Origin of the sequence: Streptomyces sp. 11-1-2, from assembly GCF_003595545.1 — a bacterium.
Lineage (GTDB): Bacteria > Actinomycetota > Actinomycetes > Streptomycetales > Streptomycetaceae > Streptomyces > Streptomyces hygroscopicus_B.
On record NZ_CP022545.1, the window covers coordinates 5,353,479 to 5,379,198 of the forward strand.

Annotated in this window: 23 protein-coding genes; 13 read left to right on the forward strand and 10 right to left on the reverse strand. The window is 69.7% G+C overall.

Annotated features, from left to right (window positions below; genetic code table 11):
- Positions 1-146: 146 nt before the first annotated feature.
- Entirely contained in the window at positions 147-629 is a 483-nt protein-coding gene (locus tag CGL27_RS22355) for a CarD family transcriptional regulator (RefSeq protein WP_009716930.1), read from the reverse strand.
- Positions 630-1,225: 596 nt separating this feature from the next.
- On the opposite strand from CGL27_RS22355, the gene CGL27_RS22365 reads away from it, so the two are divergent.
- A complete protein-coding gene (locus CGL27_RS22365; RefSeq protein WP_119989575.1) occupies positions 1,226-1,924 on the forward strand; it encodes a DUF461 domain-containing protein in 699 nt (232 codons plus the stop codon).
- Between the two features lie 220 nt (positions 1,925-2,144).
- Here CGL27_RS22365 and CGL27_RS22370 read toward each other — a convergent pair whose 3' ends face one another.
- Positions 2,145-2,825, reverse strand: a complete 681-nt coding sequence (locus CGL27_RS22370) for a response regulator transcription factor (protein WP_014061580.1) — start codon at positions 2,823-2,825, stop codon at positions 2,145-2,147.
- A complete protein-coding gene (locus tag CGL27_RS22375; protein ID WP_086708663.1) occupies positions 2,822-4,120 on the reverse strand; it encodes an ATP-binding protein in 1,299 nt (432 codons plus the stop codon). Before CGL27_RS22375 ends, CGL27_RS22370 begins: the two co-directional genes overlap by 4 nt.
- Positions 4,121-4,442: 322 nt before the next feature.
- Between CGL27_RS22375 and phoU the strand changes: the two genes are divergently transcribed.
- The 4 genes from phoU to CGL27_RS22395 all read left to right on the forward strand — a co-directional run bounded on the left by phoU (position 4,443) and on the right by CGL27_RS22395 (position 11,394).
- Entirely contained in the window at positions 4,443-5,120 is a 678-nt protein-coding gene (gene phoU, locus CGL27_RS22380) for a phosphate signaling complex protein PhoU (RefSeq protein WP_078642123.1), read from the forward strand.
- A 424-nt stretch (positions 5,121-5,544) separates the two neighbouring features.
- A complete protein-coding gene (locus tag CGL27_RS22385; RefSeq protein ID WP_014061583.1) occupies positions 5,545-5,775 on the forward strand; it encodes a hypothetical protein in 231 nt (76 codons plus the stop codon).
- Between the two features lie 450 nt (positions 5,776-6,225).
- Positions 6,226-10,251, forward strand: a complete 4,026-nt coding sequence (locus tag CGL27_RS22390; RefSeq protein WP_119989577.1) for a WD40 repeat domain-containing protein — start codon at positions 6,226-6,228, stop codon at positions 10,249-10,251.
- Between the two features lie 210 nt (positions 10,252-10,461).
- Complete coding sequence (locus CGL27_RS22395; RefSeq protein ID WP_119989579.1) at positions 10,462-11,394, forward strand: FkbM family methyltransferase; 933 nt, start codon at positions 10,462-10,464, stop codon at positions 11,392-11,394.
- Positions 11,395-11,410: 16 nt separating this feature from the next.
- On the opposite strand, the gene CGL27_RS22400 is transcribed toward CGL27_RS22395, so the two are convergent.
- The 3 genes from CGL27_RS22400 to CGL27_RS22410 form a co-directional block, all read right to left on the reverse strand.
- Entirely contained in the window at positions 11,411-12,025 is a 615-nt protein-coding gene (locus tag CGL27_RS22400) for a dihydrofolate reductase family protein (RefSeq protein ID WP_119989580.1), read from the reverse strand.
- Positions 12,026-12,136: 111 nt separating this feature from the next.
- The gene (locus tag CGL27_RS22405) at positions 12,137-12,895 is read right to left on the reverse strand and encodes a glycosyltransferase (protein ID WP_078642126.1); all 759 of its coding nucleotides are present in this window, start codon (positions 12,893-12,895) and stop codon (positions 12,137-12,139) included.
- A gap of 2 nt (positions 12,896-12,897) precedes the next feature.
- Complete coding sequence (locus tag CGL27_RS22410) at positions 12,898-13,683, reverse strand: GntR family transcriptional regulator (protein WP_078642127.1); 786 nt, start codon at positions 13,681-13,683, stop codon at positions 12,898-12,900.
- Between the two features lie 167 nt (positions 13,684-13,850).
- Between CGL27_RS22410 and CGL27_RS22415 the strand changes: the two genes are divergently transcribed.
- On the forward strand, positions 13,851-14,462 hold the full coding sequence (locus CGL27_RS22415; protein WP_119989582.1) for a DJ-1/PfpI family protein: 612 nt from the start codon (positions 13,851-13,853) through the stop codon (positions 14,460-14,462).
- Between the two features lie 107 nt (positions 14,463-14,569).
- On the opposite strand, the gene CGL27_RS22420 is transcribed toward CGL27_RS22415, so the two are convergent.
- Together CGL27_RS22420 and CGL27_RS22425 are read right to left on the reverse strand one after the other, a co-directional pair.
- The gene (locus tag CGL27_RS22420) at positions 14,570-14,863 is read right to left on the reverse strand and encodes a hypothetical protein (protein ID WP_119989584.1); all 294 of its coding nucleotides are present in this window, start codon (positions 14,861-14,863) and stop codon (positions 14,570-14,572) included.
- Positions 14,860-15,264 (reverse strand): ATP-binding protein, encoded by a 405-nt coding sequence (locus CGL27_RS22425; RefSeq protein WP_119989586.1) that lies wholly within the window; start codon positions 15,262-15,264, stop codon positions 14,860-14,862. Before CGL27_RS22425 ends, CGL27_RS22420 begins: the two co-directional genes overlap by 4 nt.
- Positions 15,265-15,422: 158 nt before the next feature.
- On the opposite strand from CGL27_RS22425, the gene CGL27_RS22430 reads away from it, so the two are divergent.
- Both CGL27_RS22430 and CGL27_RS22435 read left to right on the forward strand, forming a co-directional pair.
- Complete coding sequence (locus CGL27_RS22430; RefSeq protein ID WP_119989588.1) at positions 15,423-15,968, forward strand: UTRA domain-containing protein; 546 nt, start codon at positions 15,423-15,425, stop codon at positions 15,966-15,968.
- A complete protein-coding gene (locus CGL27_RS22435; protein ID WP_119989590.1) occupies positions 15,965-16,744 on the forward strand; it encodes a GntR family transcriptional regulator in 780 nt (259 codons plus the stop codon). The genes CGL27_RS22430 and CGL27_RS22435 overlap by 4 nt, the downstream gene beginning before the upstream one ends.
- Positions 16,745-20,373: 3,629 nt before the next feature.
- Here the strand turns inward: CGL27_RS22435 and CGL27_RS22440 are convergent.
- Positions 20,374-20,934 (reverse strand): GNAT family N-acetyltransferase, encoded by a 561-nt coding sequence (locus CGL27_RS22440; RefSeq protein ID WP_119989592.1) that lies wholly within the window; start codon positions 20,932-20,934, stop codon positions 20,374-20,376.
- Positions 20,931-21,710, reverse strand: a complete 780-nt coding sequence (locus CGL27_RS22445; RefSeq protein ID WP_119989594.1) for a GntR family transcriptional regulator — start codon at positions 21,708-21,710, stop codon at positions 20,931-20,933. The genes CGL27_RS22440 and CGL27_RS22445 overlap by 4 nt, the downstream gene beginning before the upstream one ends.
- Positions 21,711-21,930: 220 nt before the next feature.
- Between CGL27_RS22445 and CGL27_RS22450 the strand changes: the two genes are divergently transcribed.
- From CGL27_RS22450 to CGL27_RS22470, 5 genes are all read left to right on the forward strand, one after another.
- Complete coding sequence (locus CGL27_RS22450) at positions 21,931-22,569, forward strand: hypothetical protein (RefSeq protein ID WP_162953043.1); 639 nt, start codon at positions 21,931-21,933, stop codon at positions 22,567-22,569.
- On the forward strand, positions 22,566-23,321 hold the full coding sequence (locus CGL27_RS22455; RefSeq protein ID WP_240450598.1) for a hypothetical protein: 756 nt from the start codon (positions 22,566-22,568) through the stop codon (positions 23,319-23,321). The genes CGL27_RS22450 and CGL27_RS22455 overlap by 4 nt, the downstream gene beginning before the upstream one ends.
- 5 nt (positions 23,322-23,326) lie before the next feature.
- Positions 23,327-24,049, forward strand: a complete 723-nt coding sequence (locus CGL27_RS22460) for an HNH endonuclease signature motif containing protein (protein ID WP_119994501.1) — start codon at positions 23,327-23,329, stop codon at positions 24,047-24,049.
- Complete coding sequence (locus CGL27_RS22465) at positions 24,046-24,291, forward strand: helix-turn-helix domain-containing protein (protein ID WP_119989598.1); 246 nt, start codon at positions 24,046-24,048, stop codon at positions 24,289-24,291. The genes CGL27_RS22460 and CGL27_RS22465 overlap by 4 nt, the downstream gene beginning before the upstream one ends.
- 162 nt (positions 24,292-24,453) lie before the next feature.
- On the forward strand, positions 24,454-25,689 hold the full coding sequence (locus CGL27_RS22470) for a tyrosine-type recombinase/integrase (protein ID WP_119989600.1): 1,236 nt from the start codon (positions 24,454-24,456) through the stop codon (positions 25,687-25,689).
- The last annotated feature ends 31 nt before the right edge of the window (positions 25,690-25,720 follow it).

The window sequence follows — 25,720 nt, forward strand, 5'->3', positions numbered from 1 at the left end:
CACAGAGGTGCGACGACCGGAGGCTCACAAGAGATCACCGCGTGGGGATCACAGCGTCCGGTGCATACGCATGCCGCAGCGCCCGGCGACAGACGACTTAGCGGGAATCAGAGGTCTGAGTCACTCGGGCACCACGGCATTGATATTCAGGACGCGAGAACCTCGTCGAGCAGAGCCTCGGCCTTGTCCTCATTGGTGCTCTCGGCGAGCGCGAGTTCGCTCACCAGGATCTGGCGGGCCTTGGCGAGCATGCGCTTCTCACCGGCGGAGAGTCCGCGCTCACGCTCTCGGCGCCACAGATCACGCACGACCTCGGCCACCTTGATCACATCGCCGGAGGCGAGCTTCTCGAGATTTGCCTTGTAACGACGGGACCAGTTCGTCGGTTCTTCCGCATACGGTGCACGCAGCACCTCGAAGACCCGATCCAGCCCGTCCTGGCCGACCACATCACGCACACCGACGAACTCCGCATTGTCCGCCGGCACACGAACCGTCAGGTCACCCTGAGCGACCTTCAGCACCAAGTAGGTCTTGTCCACGCCTTTGATCTGGCGAGTTTCGATGGCCTCGATCAGCGCGGCCCCGTGATGGGGATAGACCACGGTGTCGCCAACCTTGAACGTCATGTGACAGGTACCCCTTCCGTGGCTATCCAGGGTAACACGGGAACGCCTTCTTCTGAATGGCGTTTTCGCAGGTCAGGGCATATCTCGGGGCTTGACAAGTGCGACCGGAACGTGCTGCACGAGGCGTGCGGAACCGGGTATTCGCAGGTGGGAGCCGCTGTCCGGGCACGCGGAAACCCGCCCGTTACGTACCCGAAGAAGCCCGAACGAGTGGCCGTACGTCCCGTTTTGCCGGAGTCCAGTCGATGGACTTCCGCTACTCCGTTCGGATCAGGAGCGAGCGATCCCGCCCCGATTCGAGAATTGATCACAGACTTGATCACGCAGAGCGCATCAAGCCCGTGATCAATTCTCGGACATGCGTGGATTCCTTACCGATAATCTCCGGCGCGAACGGCCGAGCCGATATTCGGGACTTCAGGACGGCGCCGTACGGACCTCGTAACGCACGCCGGAACCGGCAGCGCACGGGTGCCCCGCCCGGGGCGGAGCGCCTTGGGGCGGGTCGGGTGCGGGCCGAAGAGGGCGGATCGGTAATCTAAGCGCGCTGATCCAATCTTTACCTCGTCCACCTCGTCCTAGGAGATGCCGCCGCCGTGAGCAGCAGCCTTCGACGCGGCGCCCTCGCCGCAGCCGCCATCGTGGTCTCGGTCGCCCCGCTCTCCGCCTGCGGAGCCGGGAACGACGCACAGACGCTGGAGGTCAAGCCCGACAACGCCGCGACCGCTGTCGGCGATATCAAGATCCAGAACGCCACGTTGGTGACCCAGCCGGACCGCAAGGCGAAGGGCCCGGCCGTCGTCACCGGCCGGCTCTTCAACAACGGCAAGGGGGACCAGACCGTCAAGGCCATCACCCTCCCCGGCACCGATGCGCGGGTGAAGCTCACCCCGGCCAAGGGCAAGACCGGCCCGGTCGTCGTCCCGGCCGGCGGCTCGGTGGCCTTCGGCGGCGAGGGCAATGCCTCCGCCGTCATCAGCGACGGGCGCGAGGCCGCCCAGGACGGCAACGCGGAGCGGGTCGTCTTCGACCTCAGCTCGACCGGCAATATCCCGGTCACCGCGTTCGTGGTCCCGGCGACGAGCTACTTCAAGGGCTGGGGCCCGTCCGAGCTGCCGACCGCGAAGCCGTCGGGCTCGGCGACGCCCAGTGGCACGCCGAGCGGTACGCCCAGTGGCAAGCCCAGCGGCACCCCGTCCGGCTCGGCGAGCGGCCAGCCGGGCTCCGACCAGAGCAGCGGCGCCCCGAACGGCATCGCGACGGGCGAGCCGAACCCGAACGGCGGCGGTCACTGAGACCGGTCACCGGGGCCGGTCGCCGAGACCGGCCCCGGACATGCGCGAGGGCGGCCCTGGAGCTTTCCAGGGCCGCCCTCGCGCATGGGTCCGGCTCGAGCCCCCTCCCGCGTGCGCCCCTCGCACCGCTCGGCCCTGGCGGGCCTCACGGGCTTCGGGACGCTGTGCCGGACTCCGTCCGGCGGCGCGGGGACCCGGGTCCGGCTCTACGGCATATGGCTTACGGCTCGAACTTGTAGCCCAGACCCCGCACCGTCACCAGATACCGAGGCGCACCCGGGTCGGGCTCGATCTTGGCCCGGAGTCGCTTGACGTGGACGTCGAGCGTCTTGGTGTCGCCCACATAGTCCGCGCCCCAGACGCGGTCGATCAGCTGCATCCGGGTCAGCACCCGGCCCGCGTTGCGCAGCAACATCTCCAGCAGGTCGAACTCCTTCAGCGGGAGGTCCACCTTGCCGCCGCCGACCGTGACCACATGCCGGTCCACGTCCATCCGGACCGGCCCGGCCTCCAGGGCGGCGGGGGTGATCTCCTCCGGCTCACCGCGGCGGCGCAGTACGGCTCTGATCCGGGCGACCAGCTCACGTGAGGAGAAGGGCTTGGTCACATAGTCGTCGGCGCCTATCTCCAGCCCGACCACCTTGTCGATCTCGCTGTCCTTGGCGGTCACCATGATCACCGGGACATTGGACCGGCCGCGCAGCTGGCGGCAGACCTCCGTACCGGGCAGGCCCGGCAGCATCAGGTCGAGCAGCACCAGGTCGGCGCCGTTGCGCTCGAACTCGTCGAGGCCCTCGGGCCCCGTCGTCGCGATCGCGACCTCGAATCCCTCCTTGCGAAGCATGTACGACAGTGCGTCGCTGAACGATTCCTCGTCCTCGACGACCAGAACTCGGGTCACGGAAGGACCTCCGGGGCAGAGAGTGGTTCATTGGTGAAGGTCTCGTACGGCCGGCCGTGGTCCTCGCCATCGAGGTCTGCTCCGGTGTCGTACGACTCGCTCGACTCGCTCGGCTGGCTCCGCGAGCGGTCCCGGTCCCGTGCCGCACCGGCTTCCGGGAGTCTCAGGGTGAAGGTGGAGCCCTGTCCTTCGGCGCTCCACACGGTGACCTCCCCGCCGTGCGAGGCGGCCACATGTTTGACGATGGCGAGACCGAGCCCGGTCCCGCCGGTCTGCCGCGAGCGGGCCGGATCGACCCGGTAGAAGCGCTCGAAGATCCGCTCGCGGTCCTTCTCGGAGATGCCTATGCCCTGGTCGGTCACGGCGACCTCGATCAGGTCCCCGCCGGTGGCGGGGATGCGGCGGGCGGCGATGCCGACGCGGGTACGGGCCGGACTGTAGTTGACCGCGTTCTCGACGAGATTGCCGAGCGCGGCGGCGAGCTGGCCGCGGTTGCCCCATACGTGCAGATCGGCGGTGCCGCCCGTGGCCATCGTGATCTGCTTGGTGCCCGCCTGGTGACGGCACCGGTCGATGGCCTCGGCGACGAGCTCGTCCACCCGGACCGGCTCGGCGTCCTCCAGCGGGTCGTCGTTCTGCACCCGGGAGAGGTCGATGAGCTCCTGGACGAGGCTGGTCAGCCGGGTGGCCTCGACCTGCATCCGCCCGGCGAAGCGGTTGACCGCCTCCGGGTCGTCGGACGCGTCCATCACGGCCTCGGACAGCAGGGACAGCGCGCCGACCGGGGTCTTGAGCTCATGGCTGACGTTGGCGACGAAGTCACGTCTCACGGCCTCGATCCGGCGGGCCTCGGTGAGGTCCTCCACGAGCAGCAGAACCAGCCGGGAGCCCAGCGGGGCCACTCTGGCGGACACCGCGAGCGCGTCCCCGCCCCGGCCGGTGCCGCGGCGCGGCAGATCCAGCTCGATCTGACGGATCTCGCCGTCCCGCCGGGTGTCGCGGGCCATCGCCAGCATCGGCTCCACGGCCAGCTTGCCGCCGCGCACCAGGCCAAGCGCGTACGCGGCCGAACTTGCCTTGACGACGGCGTCCGCCTCGTCGAGGACGACGGCCGAGGAGCGCAGCACCGACAGGACGGTGTCGACGCCGGGCGGCAGCACGGCGTCGGTATGCAGTGAGGAACGCGTAGGCTTCGCCTGTTCACGCTCGCTCCAGCGGAACGCCAGCATGGCGATGACGCCGGTGCACAACCCGGCGAGCGCCGCCACTGCGGCGATCGCCGCGTTCACGTTCATGCGTCCAAGGTTATGCGGGCGGCGAGACCGCTCCACAGCCCCGTGACGATCCCCTTGGTCAGACGTTGCCGAGAGTTCACCGGGGCGTCGGTATCGGTTCACTCCGGACGTTTCGCCGGGCGGGTGCCACACGGGGCGGCCGGGGCGACGTTGCCGAGAGTTCACCTGGGAGTTAGGTGTGATTCACGCCCGATGCCGGAAGCGGACGCGTTCCGGCCGGAGCGTGGAAGTGTGGGGCCCTCGCCCTCGAGGGCAATAGCCACGGAGATCTGCCAGAAACCTGTCAGAGATCGTCACCGAGAGTCAGTGAAAGAGGTCAGTGATGCGGGACGCGTACCACGAGGAGCTTGATTCGATCGGGGACGGTCTGGTCGACATGGCCCGGCTCGTCGGTTCGGCCATCGGCCGTGCCACCACTGCCATTCTCGACGCGGACCTCAAGCTCGCCGAGAGCGTCATCGCCGCCGATGAGAAGGTCGACACTCTGCAGCGGGATCTGGAGGGACGGGCGATAACCCTGCTGGCCCGGCAGCAGCCGGTCGCCACCGATCTGCGGATCGTGGTGACCAGCCTGCGGATGAGCGCCGACCTGGAGCGCTCCGGCGACCTCGCGCAGCATGTCGCCAAGCTGGCCCGGCTCCGTTTCCCGGAGTCGGCCGTGCCGCACGATCTGCACGCCACGATCCTGGAGATGGGCCAGCTCGCGCAGCGGCTGATGGCGAAGGCCGCCGAGGTCATCATCACCAAGGACGTCGACCTCGCGCTCCAGCTCGAGCACGACGACGACGCGATGGACCTGCTGCACCGCACCCTCTTCCAGCACCTGATGGACGACCGCTGGAAGCACGGCATAGAGACCGCCGTGGACGTCACGCTGCTGGGCCGTTACTACGAGCGGTTCGCCGACCACGCGGTCTCCGTCGCCAAGCGCGTGGTCTACCTGGTCACCGGCGAGCACGCCGACGAGATGTCCCCGCAGGGAGACGCCGCAGGGGCGTGAGCGTCCGCGACGGCGTGCATCGAAGCGCCGTCGACGCGCCCCTGCGCGCGGCCGCCGGGTCGTCGGCACCATGAGGGGCAAGTGACGTGACCCCTCCCGAGGAGGCGACGCATGGCGGACCTCTCCAAGCCCGAACCCCCTCCGACCCAACCCGTCGGCCACCCCGTCGGCGCATGTGGCTGCGGATCGGGCTGCGGCTGCGGCTGCCAGTCCGGCGGCCCGTGCCAGTGCGGCGGCTGCTGCGGCTGACGGGCACGACCGTACGACCGGCAGGATCGGCGCGACCGCAGGACCGCAGGACCGCACGACCGGCATGACGGAGGGCCTGGGACCAGGTGACCGGTTCCCGGCCCTCTGCCGTTCGGCCTCGTCGGCACGTCCCGCCCGAGGTGCGGTCGGCGCCGTATGCGGCGAGCCTGGTGCTATGGAGGACAAGACCCCGGCCCCGGCTCGCGTAGTGGTGGACGAACCGCTGGACGGCCGCCGTCGTGTGCTGATCGACGGCCAGGACGTCGGCGTGGTGGTGAGCGCGGACGAGCTCCGGCGGCTCCTGCAGCGCGCGGGTGTGCTGGAAGAGAACGCGACCCTCGACAACCCCGAGCTGATCGAATGGAACGGCGGCGGCCCCGGCGACTGGCCCGCCGCGCCCAGATGACCTGACCCGCTCCCACGTTCGGCGCCGGTCCCTCCCCTCGTGGGGACCGGTGCCGAACCGTGGGGCGGTGGCGATCCGCGCCGTGCCGGTGCGGATCAGGTGCGAAGGCCGGACCCGTGGTCGATGCGACAGCCGTCCGGACGGGACCGGCTCCACGGATCTCTCGAGCTCATACGACGAGCCCCGCGACCGCCCTCTGGTGGCTCCGGCGAAACACGTGACTTCGCCGAAAGCTGACCGAGAACATGCGATGTCATGGGTTGTCTCTCCGTGCGCTGAGCTGATGGCCTTGCTGGGCGGCTCGTGGTGGGGTGCGCTACTGCGCCATGATCCTGCCAGTTGGGCCTCCCGCCGAGGAGGTTCCGGCATCGCGATACCGGCTTCACCGCTGGTCAGCCGTATAAAGTGAGTTTTCCGGTCCGGATGTTCAGAGCGCGGGGGAAGTAAGGAGTGGAGACCTTGAGTTCCGACTCGGGGGCACGCACAGCCTTCGCGGAACGCCTCGCGCTGCTGTACCGGGAGGCCGGCAACCCTCCCCTCAAGAGCGTGTCCGAGGCGGTCGTCCGACTCCAGCGGGCCGACGAGCGAGGGCGTCCCGTACGGGTCTCCGCCCAGCGGATCAGCGACTGGCGGCGGGCCAAGAACGTACCCGCCCAGTTCATCGCCCTCGCGGCCGTACTGCTCGTCCTGATACCCGACGCCCGCCGCGCGCGGCCCGTGCCGGTGTCCAAGGGCCTGTACGACATGGCCCACTGGCAGCGGCTGTGGGAGCGGGCGGTGGCCGACCCGGTCGGCGAACGCCCCGACCCGTCAGCGGAAGAGGAGGAACGGCCCCCGGCCGAAACCCCGGCCGTCTCCGGTGGCGTATGCCCGTACCGGGGGCTGGCCTCGTACCGTCAGCAGGACGCCCGGTGGTTTTTCGGCCGGGAGCGGAGCACGGACGCCCTCGTCACTCAGCTCTGCGCGGCGGAGGAGACGGGCGGCCTGGTCGTGCTCGTGGGCGCCTCCGGGGCGGGGAAGTCCTCCCTGCTGAACGCCGGGCTGGTGCCCGCGTTGCGCGAGAGGCGGGTGCCCGCGTTGCGCGAGAGTCGGGTGCTGCAGCTCGTGCCGGGCGCCGATCCGCTCGCCGAGCTGGCCCGCCGGATCCCCGAACTCGCGGACGTCGTCCCCGCGTCGGCGGAACCGGAGGCGCGGGAGCCCGGCGCTGAGGCGCGGGGGCCCGGCACTCCCGGGTTCGCGCGCGCGGTGCGCGAGGCCGTCATGGCTTGGGCCGAACGCGAGACGTCCGCCACCGCCCGTCCGGTGGTGATCGTGGATCAGTTCGAGGAGGCGTTCACCCTCGGCGCCGACGAGGCGGACCGGCGCGCGTTCATCCAGCTCCTGCACGCCGTCTGCACGCCCGACGGCCCGGGCGAGCCGCCCCCCGTGCTCGTCGTCCTCGGCATACGTGCCGACTTCTACGAGCTGTGCCTGGCCTATCCCGAACTGGCCGACGCGCTGCAGCACCGGCACATGGTGCTCGGGCCGCTGACCACCGCGGAGTTGCGCGAAGCGGTCACCGGCCCGGCCAAGGCCGTGGGGCTGGAACTCGAACCGGGGCTGGCGGAGCTGATCGTGCGTGAAGTGAGCGCCGACAGCCCTCGTGGCACGCATGACGCGGGCGTGCTGCCGCTCCTCTCCCATGCCCTGCTCGCCACCTGGCAGCGGCGGAAGGCGGGACGGCTGACGCTGGCCGGCTACCGCGCGGCGGGCGGCATCCAGGGCGCGGTGGCGGCCACCGCCGAACGCGCCTGGTCCGACCTGGACACCGAGGCACGCACGGCCGCGCGACTGCTTCTTCTGCGGCTGGTCCGGCTGGGCGAGGACACCCAGGCCACCCGCAGGCGCGGGACGCGGCACCAGTTGGCCAAGGAGTCGACAGACCCGGGCAAGACGGAGGAATCGCTCGAAGCGCTGGTCCGCGCCCGCCTGGTGACGCTCGACGCGGAGACCGTGGAGATCACCCACGAGGCGCTGCTCCACGCCTGGCCACGGCTGCGCGACTGGATCGACGAGGACCGGAACGACCATCTGGTGCGCCAGCGGCTGGAGGAGGACGGCAGGGCCTGGGAGGGCTCGAACCGCGACGCGTCACTGCTCTACCGCGGCTCCCGCCTGGAGCAGGCCCACACCTGGGCGAAGACCGCCGGCGGCACCTATCTGACCCGCAGCGCGGTGGAATTCCTGGCCGCGTCCGTCCGGCTGCGCAGGCGCACGGTGTGGCTCAGCCGAGGCGCGGTGTCGGCTCTGGTCGTCCTGGCGGTGCTGGCCGCCGGTACGGCGGTGGTCGCCTGGCAGCAGCGGGACGACGCGGTGTTCGAGCAGGTGGTCACCGAGGCCGATCGCTTCCAGTACACGGATCCGTCGCTGTCCGCCCAACTCGCCCTGGTGGCACACCGGTTGCGGCCCGACGACGAGGCCACGAAGAACCGGTTGCTCTCGATGGTGAACGCGCCGCTGGCCACCCCGCTCCATGGCCACACCGGCGCCGTCTACCTCACCACGTTCAGCCCGAACGGGCGGCTCCTGGCCACCGCCAGCTACGACCGGACCGTACGGCTGTGGGACGTGAGCGACCGGACCCGCCCCAAACCGCTCGGCAAACCCCTCACCGGCCATACGAGCTGGGTGAGCAGCGCGGTCTTCAGCCCGGACGGCCGCACCCTCGCCAGCGCCGGCGACGACGGCACGGTCCGGCTGTGGGACGTACGGAACCCCGGCCATCCGCGCCCGATCGGCGCGCCCCTGTCCCACCACGACGGCACGATCTATCTGCTCGCCTTCAGCCCGGACGGGCGCACGCTGGCCACGGCCACGGAAGACCGCGTCGTTCGCCTCTGGGACCTGAGCCGCCCGGACCGGCCGAAGCCGCTCGGCGCGCTGACCGGCCACACCGCCGCCGTGCGCTCCGTGGCGTTCAGCCCCGACGGCCGCACCCTGGCGGCCGGTGGCGACAACGGCACGATCAGGCTGTGGAACATGGCCGATCCGCGCCGTCCGAAGCGGATCGAGACGGTGCTGACCGGCCATAAGGACCTGGTGCACTCCGTGGTCTTCAGCCCTGACGGCCGCACTCTCGCCAGCGGCAGCGCGGACAACACCATCCGCCTGTGGAACGTCGGCGATCCGCGCCACGCGGAGCCGCTCGGCTCGCCGCTCACCGGCCACACCGGCCCCATCTGGTCCGTGTCCTTCAGCCCGGACGGATCCATGCTCGCCGCCGCCAGCCAGGACAGCACCGCGAGCCTGTGGAACGTCAGCGATCCGCAATACCCGTCGCAGGTCGGCGAGCCGCTCGCGGGCAGCAGCGGCGAGATGTACGCCCTGGGCTTCAGCCCCGACGGCCGCACCCTCGCCACCGGGTCCGGCGACAACACGGCCCGCCTGTGGTCGCTGCCGACCTCGGACATGGTCGGCCGGATGGGGGTGTTCCGCCCGGACGGGCGGGTGCTCGCCACGGCCGGGCGCGACGAGAAGGTCCGGCTGTGGAGCGTGGAGAAGCCCAGCCGGCCGGCACCGCTGGGCAAGCCGTTCCTCCCCGGGGAGGACGCGGTACGTGAACTGACCTTCTCCCCCGACGGCCACACCCTCGCGGTGATGACCGGCAACCGCGAGCTGCGACTGTGGAACGTCACCGACCCGGCCCACCCCGTCGCCTACAAGTCGCCCCTCCCCCTGCGGACCCGGTTCGCGAGCGCCCTGGCCTTCAGCCCGGACGGGCACGTCATGGCGACCGCGTACGAGGACCGCACCATCCAACTGTGGGACGTCGGCGACCTCTCCCACGTCCGTCGGCTCGGCACGCCGCTCACCGGCCACAAGGGCTACGTCAACGACCTCGTCTTCAGCCCCGACGGCCGTACGCTCGTCAGCGGCAGCGCGGACAACACCATCCGCCTGTGGAAGGTGACCGACCCACGCCACACCACCCCACGAGGCGCGCCGCTCACGGGACACCTCGGCCCCGTCAACCGGCTCGCCTACAGCCCGGACGGCCGCACACTGGCCAGCGGCAGCGACGACAACACCGTCCGGCTCTGGAACGTCACCGATCCCAGCAGGGCGACCCGGCTGCGCTCCCCTCTCACCGGCCACACCGACGCGATCGTGTCGCTGTCGTTCAGCCGGGACGGCAGCACCCTGGCGAGCGGCGGCAACGACAACACGGCCCGCCTCTGGGACGTCACCGTCCCGTCCAAGGCCACGTCCATCGGGCAGTCGCTGAGCCCCAACGCCAAGACCGGCAATTTCCTGTCGTTCAGTCGCCAGAACCGGATGCTCGGAGTGTCCAGCGGCGCCGACACGGTCCGGCTCTGGAGCCTGGACGTGGGCGTGGCGGATCGTCGTATCTGCTCGATGACCCGGGGCGTGCTGACACCGGAGAAATGGCACGAGTACCTGCCGCGGCTGTCGTACGAGCCGCCATGTGGGCGGTAACCACGTTGCGAGAACGTTGCGTGATCGCGGTCACAACTCCTCATCGGAGGGAGGAGTCGGCCCCCACACGCGAGGAGCCGCGTTACGCTTAGGTACAGCCCGACCGCTGGTGCATCCCCCGTCGCCAGCGGTCGGGCGCTTCCATGTCAGGGGGAAGCAGGTCAGGGGGAGACGCCGCACCAGAACGACCTTTCACCCCCTGGAGGCCCCGTGAGCCGCAGCAGCCACAGGCTCGACCAGGCCGCTCTGGACCTCGGCCGCGAGTACGTCCGCCATACGCCCTGGAGCGCCGGAAAGCGGGCCCTGGTCGAGAACCACCTCAACGCCGCACTACGGGACCGCCCCCTGCACCGCCTGGCCCGTACCCGCTTCGGCGCCACCTTCGCCGTCGACACACAGGACCTCATCCAGCGCTACCTGTACCTATTCGGCGTCTGGGAGCCGCATATGACGCGGTGGCTCCAGCGGCGCCTCAAGCCCGGGGACGTCTTCGTGGACGTCGGGGCCAACATCGGCTACTACAGCATCCTGGCCTCACGCCTCGTCGGGGCACGCGGCAAGGTGGTGGCGATCGAAGCCTCGCCGACCTTCCACCGCATCCTCCTGCGGCACGCACGGCGCAACGGCTGCGCCAACATCCGCGCGCTCAACGCGGCCGTCTCCGACCGCGACGAGCTGCTGACGTTCATCCTCGCCAGCTCCCGCAACATGGGCGCGAACAGCGTCGTCCCCTACGACGGCCCGGCCGAGTCCACCTTCGACATCGCGGCCCAGCCCCTGCCTCGCCTCCTCACCGAGGAAGAGATCACCAGGGCCAGGGTGATCAAGATCGACGTGGAGGGCGCGGAAGGCGGCGTCGTCCGGGGGCTTCTCCCCCTCCTGGACAAGCTGCGCCCGGACGCCGAACTGACCGTCGAGGTCACCCCGCAGCGCATGTCCGAGCTGGGAGACTCCGTAGCAGAGCTGCTGGTCGCTCTCAAAGACCACGGTTTCCACGTCTACCGCCTGACCAACGACTACGCGGCAGCCAGCTACCCGGACGCGCTCCGGCGCGCCCCGGAGGTGCCGATGCGCTGGCGGGGCCCGGTCGCCGAGGAAAGCGATCTGGTCTTTTCCCGGGTGGACGCGGAAACCTTGCCCTGACACAAGACGGACGGCGCTACTGATCGTTCTGGGGCAGGTGGGCCTTGGCGTCGTCGTAGGCCGCGTCGCCCGTCGGTTCGGCCAGGGCGTAGACCAGGTGCAGCACACCGGTGCCGAAGGTCTCGGAGGAGAGCAGCTTCAGCGGGATCGTGGTCTCGCCCTCGTCGAACAGCCGCATGCCCTTGCGGACGGCGATCGGGTGGACCAGCAGGTGCAACTCGTCCAGCAGGCCGTGCGCCAGGAGCTGCCGGACGACCGAGACCGAGCCGCTCAGGGCGATGTCCCCGCCCGGTTCGCTCTTCAGCGCGGTGACGGCGTCCGCCAACTCGCCCTCGAGCAGTTCGGAGTTCCGCCAGGTGAAGGTGAGGTCCTGGCGCGATACGACGATCTTGCGGGCGTCACCGAGCTTCTTGGCGAAGTGGGCGTCCTCGCCGCCCGCCGCCTCGCGGTCCGGCCACGCGCCGGCGAAGCTGTCATAGGTCTTGCGGCCGATGAGGAGGGTGTCGGCCGTGGCGAAGGACGCGTCGACGGCGGCGCCCATCTCGTCGTTGAAATAGGGGAAGTGCCACTGATCGGGCGCTTCCACGACCCCGTCGAGCGAGATGAACAGGCTGGCGCTGATCTTCCTCATGATGCCCCTCCGTGGGAAGCGGTCGGTGAGCTCTTCCTGAGTCGGTGAGCTCTTCCTCCTCTCAGACCGGGGACGCCGCACAAACTCATCGGTGCCGGCCGAGCAGGCGTTTCAGCTCGCGTCGTAGCGCCAGCCGTCCATGGCGGCCAGGACCCGGGCCCGCGCCTCGACCACCGCGAACCGGGCCGTGCGCTCGGCCTCGTCGGTGTGGGCGGACTGGCTGGTGACCTGGCCGGGCCACTTGCGGTAGAGCAGGCCGGTCTCGGCGGTGAACCAGCCGCGGCTGACCGCGTTGAGGGCCATGAGGAGGCCGGTGTCCTCGGACGCGGGGAGGGCCATCCAGCCGCCGAGGGCGAGGAGCAGGTCCCGGCGTACGAAGAGGGTGACGGGGTGCACCTGGGCTCGGTAGCCGTTCGCCCGCCAGAATTCGAGGAGGGCGCCGCGCGCGATGGGCCCTTGCGGCGGATCGCCCTCGAAGCCGACGGTGGAGCCGTCGGGCAGCAGGTCCAGGGCCCGGCAGGTGGCCCAGCCGAGAGCGGGGTGGTCGGTGAGCGCGCGGAGGTCGCGGGCGAGGGCGCCGGGGGTGAGCATGTCGTCGGCGTCCAGCACCCTGACGTACTCGCCCTCGGCGCGCGCGAGCCCCATCGTGCGGGCCATCGCGGCCCGACCCGCCCGGCCCTGGCCGAAGCTGACACGGGCGTCATCGGGGACGTAGGGACGCACGGCGTCGGTCTCGCCGTCTTCCTGGATGACCCACTGCCAGTCCCAGCCGTCCGGCAGCTCCTGCTCGCGCAACGACTTGTAGGCGTCCGGCAGATGCTCGGCGCCCGGGGCGTGGACGGCGGTGATGACGGTAATGACGTTGGGCATGATCACCACCTCGTCAGGGGCGTGGTGAAGACGAGCTCCGTACGGTCTCCGCACAGCGTCACGTCGGAGACCTCCACGACCCGGTCGCCGATATCCGTACAGATCTTGCGCAGGACGATCACCGACACACCCTTCTTCAGCCCGAGCGCCTCGGCCTCTTCCACCGTCGGCGGCCGGGCCGTGATCCGTTCCTCTATGCGGTCCAGCTCGATGCCGATCGTGTAGAGCTGATTCTGGGTGCCGCCGGGCCAGGGCTCGTTGGCGGCGTCGAGCAGATCCGGATTGGCGGCCACCACATCGTGGACCAGATACGAGTGCACCAGGGCGAACGGCGCGTCCTCCGCGCGGCAGTTGGTGCGGTAGATCCGCTCCAGCAGCCGCGTGCCCACGGGGATACGGAAGACGGACGCCAGATCGTCGTCGGCCTTCGCATCGCGGTACTCGGCGTGAAAGGCGAGGTCGGTCACCTCCAGCCCGGTGTCGTGCTCGGTGGACCCGGTCCGCAGGCGCTCCGCCGTGGACCGGCGCGCCCGGTCCTTCTCCCACTGGTGCCGATCGTTGCTCCGCATGACCCGCCGACGCGGGGTGCGCACGAAGGTCCCCACCCCGTGCCGCCTGTCGATCAGCCCCTCGGCCACCAGCTCCGACAGCGCCCGCTGAAGCGTCGGCACACTGGTCCGATACCGCGCCGCAAGCTTGTCCTCGGCCGGCAGCCGCTCCCCGGGGAGCAGCTGACCTGCGCGGATGCCCTGCCGCAGGGCATCGGCGATCTGCTCGTACTTGGCCATGGGTAGCTCACCGTCCCGTCCCCGGTTGTGCGGCCGCTGCGGACGATTTCAGCGTAAGTCCTTAAGAGGTCTTATGGCCGGTTGAGCCACCGATGCCAAATTGGCCCGCGCCCTGGCCCCGGCACTCGGGAGACACTGACCCGCCGTACCGCTCGTGAGGAGATGCCATGCCGCAGGTAGCCGTGGTCACCTTTGACGGATTCAACGAGCTCGACAGCTTCATCGCCGCCGCGCTGATCAACCGATGCCGCAAGGACGGTCTGGAGGCGTTCATCACGACACCGACGCCGGTGGTCACCTCCATGAACGGCGTCGAGGTCACCGGCCAGCGCCCGATGGAGTTCGTGACCGAAGCCGACGTCGTCCTGATTGGCAGCGGAGTAAAGGCCCGCGAGGTCGTCGCCGACGACCAACTGATCTCCCGCCTGCCCCTCGACCCCGAGCGCCAGCTGATCGGCGCCCAGTGCTCCGGCGCGCTGGTGCTCTCCCGGCTCGGGCTGCTGGATGGCATGCCCGCCTGCACGGACATGAAGAGCCGCCCCTTCGTCGAAGCCAGCGGCGTCACCGTGCTGGACGTCCCCTTCCACGCCGAGGGCAACATCGCGACGGCGGGCGGCTGCCTGTCGTCCCAGTACCTCGCCACATGGGTCATCACCCGAACCGTCGGGGAGGCCGCCGCGCGGGGCGTCCTGGACTACGTGGCCCCGGTCGGCGAAAACGAGGAGACAGTCGAGCACGCTTTGCGTGCGGTGTACTCGGGCGAGGCGGCGCTGCGCTGACGCGCCGGGCATAGGCCCTCGGGGCTGATGCATCGCCCACGCCCTCTGTCTGTCGCACCGCCGCGCCGATGGCGCGACGCCTTGAGTACTTGCCGGCAGGGTGCAACTCACCGCTGGTGCCGGGCGCGTTCGTGCTCCGTGTTGTTGATGATGGCCTCTGCGCCGTCGATTTGGCGCCTGAGCTTGCCGAGCACGTCAGCGCGAGCCGACTCGATCAGGCCGTCCGTGGTCGGGGCTGTGCCGGTCACGGTTCCGGTGGGGACCCAGAAGGTCTTGTGACTGTGGTCGCGGATGATGTCCTGGCAGATGCGGACCACCCAGTTCATCGCCACTGCGATCTCGTCGCGATGGAGCTGGTCGAGGTTGCAGCAGCCGTGCTGATGGTCGCGCTGGGCCGTCACTGGGCGCGCCCCTGCGCTTGCGTTGCCTTGACCGTGAACCAGACCGTCTTGCCGACCGTGTGCTCGATGTCGCCCCAGGCGTCCGCCAGTTCGGCTACGAGAAGCAGGCCACGGCCGTTCTCGCTGTCCGTGTGCGGGGATTGGGCGGCCGGTCGGCCGGGGCCGGAGTCGCGTACTTCGATGCGCACCTCGTCCCCGACCACTTCGATCCGTACCCGGAACAGCCGGCCCGGTGGGACGCCATGCAGGAGGGCATTGGTGGCGATCTCCGATACGCATAACTGGATCTCCTCCAAGCGGTCGACGTAACCCCATTCGGAGAGCGTGCGGGTGACAAACTGTCGCGTTGCGCGGATGGATGGCTTGCGCCGCGTGAAGGACTGCTGCCGCGTCAGGGGCATGGCGAGTCACCGCCTCAGAGCTGGGTGCATGAGCGAGGCCACCTTATCGCTATTCACGAAAGGTAGCGAGGTAGGCTCCAGGGGTGGTGACCAAGGGGTCGCTTACTGTGTAAAGCGGCAAGGTCGGCGAGTGTCGATCCCGCTTGAGGAGGGGCTCAGTGGCCAGCGATGCGTGGATCAGTTCCTCGATGCCCTATCTGCGGCCTGGTGAAGGCGGCGGTCAGGGCGACGCATGGGGCGAGGAAGCGGCGGCGCGCGGGAGGCGTGGGACGCAGCGCATCCTGCACGCCGGGGAGGTTCCCGCTCCGGCTGTCGTGGCCCGCCTGCTGGGAATCGAGGACAGGGATACGGTCGTCGTACGGCGCCGGATCATGTACCTCGACGAGGAGCCGTGCGAGTTGACCGACTCCTACTACCCGGCACAGATCGCGGCAGGCACCGGCCTCGCGGGCACCACGAAGATCCGCGGAGGAGCGGTGTCGCTGCTCGCCGAGCTGGGGCATGTGGGTCGGCGGGTACGCGAGGACGTGACGGCGCGCATGCCGGACGCAGAGGAGCGGGAGCTGCTGCGGATCGGTGCGGAGGAGCCGGTGCTGCGCCTGGAGCGGGTCGTACTCGACGGGGCCGACCGGGCCATTCAGGCCGACCTGATCACCATGCCCGCCCAACGCCAGCGCCTGCGCTACGAACTCAGGATGGGATGACCGTGCCGAAGGCCGAACAGGACGCAGTCGATCAGCGGTCGCTGCATGAACGGATCGCCGCCGACCTGCGCGACGAGATCATGTCCGGCGACCTTCCTCCGGGCGCCAAGCTTCCCTCGACCGCCCAGCTCAAGGAGCGGTTCACCGCCTCGAACGCGACCGTGCAGAAAGCGCTGCAGCTCCTGAAGGACGAAGGGCTGGCGGTCGGCCGGGCCGGAGCGGCCGTCACCGTACGCGAACACCGGCAGCGCACCATGCGACCCGCCTCGTACATGGCCCCGGCCGCGCCCGGAGAACCGTACCGATGGATCAGCGAGGCCGCGGGCCACCAGGCGCGCGGAAGCAGCCGGCTCCTCGACGTCACCGAGATCCGCCCGCCCGCCGACGTCGCCGAGGCCCTGCGCCTCCCGGAGGACGGCACGGCGCTGCTGCGGGCACAGGTGCTGCTCATGGACGATGAGCCGGTGGAGCTGGTGAAGTCGTACTACCCGCTGGAGCTGGCGCACGGGACGGCGATGATGGACCGCCGCAAGATCAAGGGCGGCACCCCGGCCCTCCTCGCGGAGCTGGGCTACCCGCCCCGCCTCAGCGTCGACAAGGTCTCCGCGCGCGTACCGACCCAGGAGCAGTACGCGGTGCTCGACCTGCCGGGAAACCTTCCGGTCCTGCGGACGCTGCGCGTCGTCTACAGCGACGACCAGCGCCCCATCGAGGCGACGGTGATGACCAAGGCCGGTCACCTCTACGAGCTGCAGTACGAGTTCACTCCCTCCTGATAGCGAAAAGCCCCCTACCTGCGGCCCGCGGCCGCAGGTAGGGGGCTTGATCACGTCGGGTTACTTCTTCTTGCCCTGGGTCTGGCGGGCCCGTTTTTCGGCCCTGGTCAGCAGGGTGCGCGCCCCGTCCGACCTGCGGCAGGACGGTCGTTGTTGGTCGTTGTTGGTCGTCGTCGGTCGTCCTCGGAGGGCCCACAGAGGGCCCGAGGTAAAGCCCTCCCTCTCTACCTCCCGGCCGCCGCCGGGCCTGGCCGCTCTGGGGCGCGAGCGGTCTTCACCCGGCGCTGAGGTAGCGGGGGGCCTTTACCTCGGTAGAGGGGTCGGTAAAGGCCCCTGACCTGCAAGGTAGAGGGGGTAGAGGGGCCGGGAGCGCCTCCCCGCCGGATGCCCCATGCGGCCCATGCGAGTCCAGGGAGGCGGTCAGGGAGGCGCCAGGGAAGGAGGGAGAACTCCCTGACCGCCTCCCTGGCCCTGCCTCCCCGTACTGACCTGCAACGACCCTCGTCAGGGAGGCAAGGGAGGCGCCGCCTCGCCCAGTCCGGAAACCCCGGAAAACAGCCTCACCGCGCCCCTCCTGCCTCCCTCCCTGCCGTGCGCGAGCCAGAGCAGAAGAGCAGGAAGGACCGCCTTCGGCGGACGACCTTCGGGCGCCCACGGCGAGAACTCCCGCCGGGCCATAGGCGGCTGCGGGAGCGACTACGAGCGGCACCAGGCCGACCGGTGGCAGACCATGGGCGCCCTCCCTAAGAGCCCCCTACTTGTCGCTTGTCGCCTGTCGCTTGTCGCCTGTCACCCCCATCACGGGGGTTGGGGAGGGAGTTGGGCCCCTATCAGGCTTGTCGCGACAAGCGACAAGCGACAAGCGACAAGTGGTGCCCGTGCCGGGAGCTCCCCGGCAGCCGTGGGTGGCCCTGCCGCACGCTTCCCGCACGGGTGCCGCACGCCCCCGCACAGCGACTGCCAAGAGGCCACCTCGCACCGGGAGCAGGGCAGCTCGCACGGCGTGCGGGCGCCGTGCGGATGCGCCCGCACGGCTGGAACGGCGCCCGCGGCCCGGACCGGTGGCCGGGAGGCTCTTAGGTGGGGGGCTGCCCTGACACCTGTCGGCCGTCAGACCGGCCGTGACACCCAAACCCCTAGGCACACGCGGGTGTCACGCACCCTGACACCCGGCGGTGACACCTTCTGACACCACGCCTGACACCCCCGCCGGCCGCCCCCTGACACCCGCTCTGACACTTCCGAGCGATCCGGGCGGGAGAAGCGTGGAGTCGTCGGCGTGGTCCTCTCGCGTTCCCGGGTGCGACGGCGCCCCGCGCTGCCGTAACGGTCGCCTGACGCCCGTCACACGTGACGGCCGCGTAACACCCAAACCCCTAGGCAGACGCGCCGTGACGCGGGCGTAACAGCGGCCCGTCACACCGCATCACGCCTCCCGTCACACCCGCCGGGGCCAGTCCTCACACCCCGCGTCACACCCTCCCCTAAGAGCCTCCTCGGAAGCGACTCCCGGCCAGCACCAGGCCGACCGGGGTGCCTGCGGGGGAAGTTGGCGTCACATTGCTGTGGGTCGCGGACCATCGCGGACCACCCATCCTGACCTGCTGTTTTGTGGGACTCGACGTCCGGACCATCGCGGACCACCTGGGGTATCACCCCAAACTCTCTGGAGAGTTTGGGGCATCGCCCCCAACTCTCAACGAGTGGTCCGCGATGCTCCCGTTCTGGCCCCCGGTAAAAGCGCAGGTCAGGATGGGTGGTCCGCGATGGTCCGCGACCCAGTGGATTGTGGGCCCAACATGGCCCCTCCCTTCGGGTGTCATCGCCTCGGTGGTCGGCCGCCCCGGCGGTGCCTCCTCTGGGAAGTCCGCGACATCCGCTACACCGCTACGTCGCAGGTCAGAGGCCGGTTTTCTGTAGCGGACGGTTCGGGTGTAGCGGATAGGTCCGCTACAGCGCGGTCTCTTCCCCCTCCCCCTCTGAGGTCCGCTACTTCCGCTACCGCCGCTACCGTGCAGGTCAGGGGCATGATCACGGTAGCGGGAAGGGGTGCTGGTAGCGGACAACTCCCGCTACCGGCCCGGTGACCCGCCCCCGGCCGCGCGGGTCAGAACGAGAAGGGCAGCATGGACCGCCTTCGGCGGACGACCCTCGGGCGCCCACGGCGGGAGCTCCCGGCGGGCCGTAGGCGGCTGCTGGAGTGACCACGACCGGGGGGACAATCAAGAAGAGCACCACGGCCCCGGGTGCTCTTCTTGATGTTCGGCGCCGAACGCCGAGGCGCACCCAACTACAACAGACACTCCCTCTTTTTTCCTAAGTAGGAAATCCTGCGTCACGTGCGACATCTGCGACATCAAATGGCCCCTGACCTGCACATACAGGCGTGACGCAGACGGCAATGTCTGCGTCATCCTGCGACATCTGCGTCACCGCTGACGGACACCCCGCGTCACCGTTGACGCACCTCCGAACCTCTGCGTCACCCGAAAAGTGCAGGTCAGGGGCACCGCATGTCGCAGATGTCGCTGTGACGCAGAAATCCGAACCTCGGACAAACACGGGCCGCGAAGGGGCGCCCCCGCCTCCTGAAGAGCCTTCCATGGGCGCCCACGGGCCGCACCATGCCCACGGCTAGCGGCTAGCGGCTAGCGGCCAGCGCGGCGCGGCACCCGCCCTTTGGGGGCAGCATCCGTGTGATGGAGAACGGCCCCGCTAGACGCTAGGCCGCTGGTCACTCCCGGTCTGTGGCGCTAGGAGCGCTGCTAGACCTAGCAGCAGTGGGTGCTAGGTCTAGCAGGGCGTGCGGCGAGTCGTCGGTGGGCAGAGAAGAGGCCACCCCCGCGCGGCCGGGCGTGGGTGGCCTCTTCGCCCCACCACGGCGTGCGGTCGGCCTTTCAAGGGGAGGCTCGTCTCGCCGTGCCGCCTTGGAAGGCCGTCCCGAGTTCCGCGCACATTGCGCTGAGTCGCGACTCATCGCGACTCAAGCCGCTCACCATCCCCGCCTGAGACGCGATGAGTGCGCTCTGAGTGCCGATGAGTCGCGATGAACCGACTCAGGGACACCCCTTCTGACCTGCGCTGAGAGTCGATGAGTCGCGATGAGTCGCGGTTTTTCGAAAAACTCCCCCAACGACTCAGGATTCCCCGGCCCGGAACCAGGTGAGCGACCGTGGGCTTGGTGCGGCCCGTGGGCGCCCCTGCACGGCTCTTCAGGAGGTGGGAGAGCCCGGCCCGGCCCCCCGGTCGTGGTCGCGCCAGCAGCCGCCTACGGCCCGCCGGGAGCTCCCGCCGTGGGCGCCCAAGGGTCGTCCGCCGAAGGCGGTCCATGCTGCCCTTCCGCTCTGACCCGCGCGGCCAGGGCCGGTCACCGGGCCGGTAGCGGGAGTTGTCCGCTACCAGCACCCCTTCCCGCTACCGTGATCATGCCCCTGACCTGCACGGTAGCGGCGGTAGCGGAAGTAGCGGACCTCAGAGGGGGAGGGGGAAGAGACCGCGCTGTAGCGGACCTATCCGCTACACCCGAACCATCCGCTACAGAAATCCTGCCCCTGACCTGCGACGTAGCGGTGTAGCGGATGTCGCGGACTTCCCAGAGGGGAGGGCAGGTGCAGTCGGCGTCGGATGCCCTATGCGAGCGGGCAGGCGTCGGAGACAGTTCGATCCTCGAAACCATGCTGAGCAAAGCGGGCTGGTCGCTGCGCCAGCCACCCGGATACTTCGTCAGGGTCCGCCGTGGTGCGGACGTGCTGGAAGCCATGCCGAGCGTAGTACCCATGCAGCCTGGCATTCGTGGTCCATGCGTCGAGGCGTAGCCACCGTGCCCCCTGCCGGGCGGCTCGATCTCCAGCCCAATCGAGAATTCGCCCGCCCAGGTCATGACCTGCATACCGACGATCGACCGTGAGCTTGTGCACGTACAGGGCCGGTTCTGCCCGCTCTTCTGGGGTCCAGAGGTCCCAAAGCTCAGCGTCTATGTCGTGGTCAAGGGTCACGGTTGCCGCCGCTTCACCGTCCCCAGCGCCCTTGACCAAGAAGACTTCCCCGGCACGCACGCTTGCCGCTATCTGATCTTCCGGGAAGGGCGTGGACCATTGATCGGTTCCTAGCGGGGCGAGCCACGCTGCCGCATCGGTCCGGAACTGGACAAGGCGCGGGATATCAGCGGGCTTTGCGCACACGATGATCACTCGCCTTCCTCCCCCGGTGCGACCCGCTCGTAGACGACGACGTGACGGTCACCGGGAAGGATGCAGGACGTTACCTGCACGGGGCGGCCATTGCGGTCGTGCCCGGTGCTGATCAGTTCCGCGATCGGAGTGCCGGCGGGGAGTTTGAGGCGTTTCACCTCGTCGGGCCTCGGCATCCTGATGTACATCTCATCCAGGGCCCGGACCAACTTGCAGCCAAGTTCGGCAAGCACTTGGTTGGTCCCACGGTCGACGCTCCCCGGGGTCATCCACTCCGACCCTTCGACCAACTTCAGAGGTACGTACGAGTCGTCGGTGGCAAAGGGCTCTTGGTTGTCGACGTAACTCGTCCTACGACGCACGGCGACAGGCTCCCCTTCGGGAAGCTGGAGCCGCTGACGGACCGCCTCGTTGGGAAGTCGAGTCTCCACCTCGATCGTCTGACTTCCGTCTCGCCCCTCTGACTCCAACAAGCTTGTGAAGATGTCGACAGTCGGGGGCTTCCTGCGAAACTCGCTCTGCGGTCGGTAGACCAAGGGGCGCCACGCCCGAACGAACACCCCGGCGCCCTGTCGCCCCTCTACTACTCCGTCCGCCTTGAGCAGGGAGACAACCCGTGCGATGGCCTGTGCACTGATGTCGTACTGCTCGGTCAACTCCCGGGTGCTGGGCAACTTGCTGCCCGCTGCGAACTCGCCTTCGTCGATGCGAGTCCGCAGGTCGGAGGCAATCTCATGGATTCGTGGCGTGGTGCTGGGGCGGCTGCGATTCGGCATGGACACAGCTTAGCGGGACTTCTCATGAGAAGTCATTGACGGGGTCGGTCGACTCCCTCTACCTTCGGTACATCACTTCTCATGAGAAGTGGTCGCGAAAGTCCAACGCCCTGTTCACAGGGCACAGCCATGCCCAAAACGGGCGTGTCCATACAGAGAAGCGGCGTCCCGCCTGCCAGCAAAGCCGCCGCTCCCCGACCCTCGAAGGGGCACATCCATCATGCCTGGAACTTTGGTGAAGCCGCATGCCCGCCCGGCCGAGCAGGGCGTTTCGCCGCTGGAGCCGGTGAGCGCGCGGGTCGCTGACCTGACGCTGGCCGAGCGGACGGTTGCGCTGTACGTCTCCGACATGCCGTCGGCGCGTCGTCGGTTCCCCGCTGACCAGGTGCGTGCCTGGATCGTGCAGGGGGCCGAGCGGCTGGGCGAGCAGGAGTTGCGCCGCTGGGCGGCGTTCGAGCGGGGGCATCAGGCCCTGACCTCCTTCGGCCTGGTCCCCGAGGAAGTGCAGCGGCGGCACGAGGAGCGGTTCCCCAAGGCCAAGCGGCTGGACTGGGCTGGCCAGCAGGCGTCCAACAGCCACGCCTACGTGCCGCTGTCGGACGCCGGACGCGCCCGCGTCTTTGACACGGAGGTGGACGGTCCGTGCCCCTGCCGGGGCACCGGCAGCATCGGCTTCTACGACTGGGAAGACGGTGAAGTGGACCTGATGTGCCCGGTCCACTGCGCGGCCGAGATCCACGCCATGCGGTGGGGCTCCAGCAGCGGCGGCCGGGTGCTGTCGTCCTCGGGCCCGGCCACGTCGACCGGCGCGTCCACCACGTCCGGCGATGCTGCGCAGGTGTGGGCGGTGGAGTCGTGACCACTCCCACCGCCGCCCTGTTCGCCCACGTCCCCACCACCGCTGCGCCGCTGCGGGCCCGGCGCCAGATGGGCACCGCGCTGCCCTCGGTGCCCGTGGAGGGGCTGGAGCTGTGCCGCGAGGAGACCGCCGCCGCCCTCTTCGAAGGCTGCGCGGACCTCTGTGACCTGCCTCAGATCACCACCGACGCCCTGTACGACCTGCTGAAGCAGCAGGTACGCGAGATGGGCCCGGCCGGGCTGCTGGAGCACACCGAGGACTTCTCGCACCTGGACTCCAGCGAGTTCTTCGAGGTGGGCGAGTGCCGCTGGTACGCCTACCGGCTCGCCCTCACCTTCTGGTACCGCAACGCCCGCACCCGGCCCATGACCGCCGGGGAAGCCGCCGCCGCCCTGTACCTGTCCGACTGGGGCCGCACAGCCGCCCGTGGACGCCCCGGCCCCCGCCAGGTCGCCCGCCACATCCGCGACGGCGCCGCACGCCTCCCTGTGGCCGCTCTGGTCCGTCTGGGGCGCGGCACGGTCGCGGACCTGGCGCGGGTGCCCGATCCGGCAGGCTCCGGACGCTGGCTCTACCGGCAGCTCATGCCCGACCGCGCCCGCGCCCGCGCCTGCTTCGACCTCATCCGCGGGCCCCTGCCCGTGCCGCTGCCGATGATCGTGCGCACCGACAGCGGCGCCTACGCGCTCGGTGCGACGCCCCCGCCGGAGCCCGGCAACCGGTGGGCCCGGCCGCTGCGGGCCCAGTGGTGACCCCCGTGAACCAACCCCCACCCCGGCCCCCCAACGCCCAGAAACGCCGCGCCCGCAGAGGCCAACTCGCCCGGCGCGACGGCCGCCGCTGCACCTACTGCTACCGCCCCTTCACCAGGCGCCGGGAAGCCACGATCGACCACATCGTCCCGGTGTCCCTCCTGCGCACCTGGGCGGCTGAGCATCTGGTGCTGGCCTGCTGGGACTGCAACCACCGCAAGGCCGAACGGGTCCCCCTCCTGCTCGCCCTCCTCCTGTGCGCCCACCACACCCCCAACCGACCGCCCGTGAACACCGAGCCGTCCACCGTGAACGGTGACGCCCGGCCCATGAACGCTGAGCCGTTCACGGTGAACGCCACGAACGTCCAGAACGCTCCGGCCGTGAACGCCATGAACGCGGTGAACAACCGGAGCGTTCACCCGACTTCCACCCCCGCCATGGGGGCGGCCCAGCCGACCGGCCGGCCGACTGCTCACGCCGTGCTGCGCCTGGTCGGGCCCGGTGGAAGTCGGGTGAACGCCCCCGACTTCCACCCGACTTCCACCCCCGCACCGGCCCCGGCCGCGCTCGCCGTTGCGCGGCTGCTGGCCCGACTCGCGCACGCCCGACTGTCCACCCCCGACCGGGGCGAACGGTCTACCCCTCACCAGCCCATCCACCTCGATTCCACCCCCGACCGATCGACCCGCCCCGAGCCGTCCACCACGGAAGGAACGGCCGCATGACCACCCGATCGACCCGCCCGACCGGACCGCGCGCCACGCTCCACGGCGGTCTACCCGACCGGTACCTGACCCCCGAAGACCTCGTCGTGATGTTCAGCCTCCCGAGCACCGAGACGGTCTACGCCTGGCGCAGGAAGCGCATCGGGCCCCCCGCCATCCGCATCGGCAAGTACCTCCGCTACGACCCCGCAGCCGTCCACGCCTGGGCCCAGCAACAGACCGAACACGACGAAGCCGCCTGACCCCACCGCGCGGCAGCCATCCCCAGCCGTCACGCCCGTGACGCCAACCGCTGTCACGGGCGTGACGCCCCCGGCGCAGCCTCCCGGCATGAGGCATGACCTGCATGACTCCCGCGTCACACCCCCGTGACGCCCAACACTCCCGAAGGAGCACGCCTGACCATGGCAGGCAGCATCCAAGACCGCTGGTACAGGACCGAGACCAACGCCGACGGCAAGGCCGTCCGAGTCAAGACCGAGCGCTACGGCACGGGTATGCGCTACCGCGTCCGCTACTTCGCGCCTGACGGCAAGCGCAAGGGCAAGTCCTTCCCCGACGGACAGAAGCGCCTCGCTGAGCAGTGGCTGAGCAAAATCACGGCGGACGTGGCCCGTGGCGACTACATCGACCCGAACGCCTCCCGGACGTCCTTCCAGGAGTTCGCGGAGGAATGGCTTGCAAGCCAGAGCGGAGACCCGAACACCCGCGCGTCCATGCAGTCTCAGCTCAAGCTGCACGCTTTCCCGCGCATCGGTTCGCGTCCGCTCGGGTCGTTCCAGCCGAGTCACATCCGGGAGTTCGTGACTCAGCTCGAAGCATCCGGCATGTCCGGCGCGTACGCTCGCGTGATCTTCTCCAACGTTCGCGCCGTCCTCTCCGCAGCGGCAGAGGATGGCTACCTTCGCCGGAACCCCTGCAACTCCCGCACGGTGACGCTCCCCGAGATGGGCACGCGTCGCGTCGTGCCCTGGCAGCCAGAACGCGTCTTCGCCGTGCGGACCGCCATGGTCGAACGCTTCCGCACCATGGTCGACGTGGGCGCCGGTTGCGGTCTACGGCAAGGCGAGATCCTCGGGCTATGTGTCGATGAGCTGGACTTCGACACCGGCACCCTGCATGTGGTGCAGCAACTCAAGCTGAGCCTGAGTAAGCCCGTGTTCGCACCCCCGAAGGGCGGCAAGCTCCGTGACGTGCCTCTGCCCGATCCCGTGGCCGAAGCGCTCCAGGAGCACATCAAGCGCTTCCCGCCGGTCAAGGTCACGTTGCCGTGGATGCGAGCGACTGGCCAGCCGGTGACCAAGCAACTCATCTTCAGCGGGCCCAACGGCGGCCACGTCTGGCGAACGTCGCTGAACGAAGACCACTGGAAGCCCTCGCTCGCCAAAGCGGGCGTCATCCCCGAGGCGAAGAGCCGTGAGCATGCCGCCGCGCGGGAGCACGGCATGCACGCGCTGAGGCACTTCTACGCGTCCGTTCTGCTGGACGCGGGCGAGAGCATCAAAGCCGTCAGTGAGTACCTGGGGCACTCCGACCCGGGACTGACGTTGAAGGTGTACGCGCACCTCATGCCCAGCAGCCGGGACCGCGCCCGGAAGGCCATCGGCCGCGCGCTCCGGCCACAGGGTCCGGGACACTGAGGGCCCACAGTGGGCCCAGACCGTGAGAATG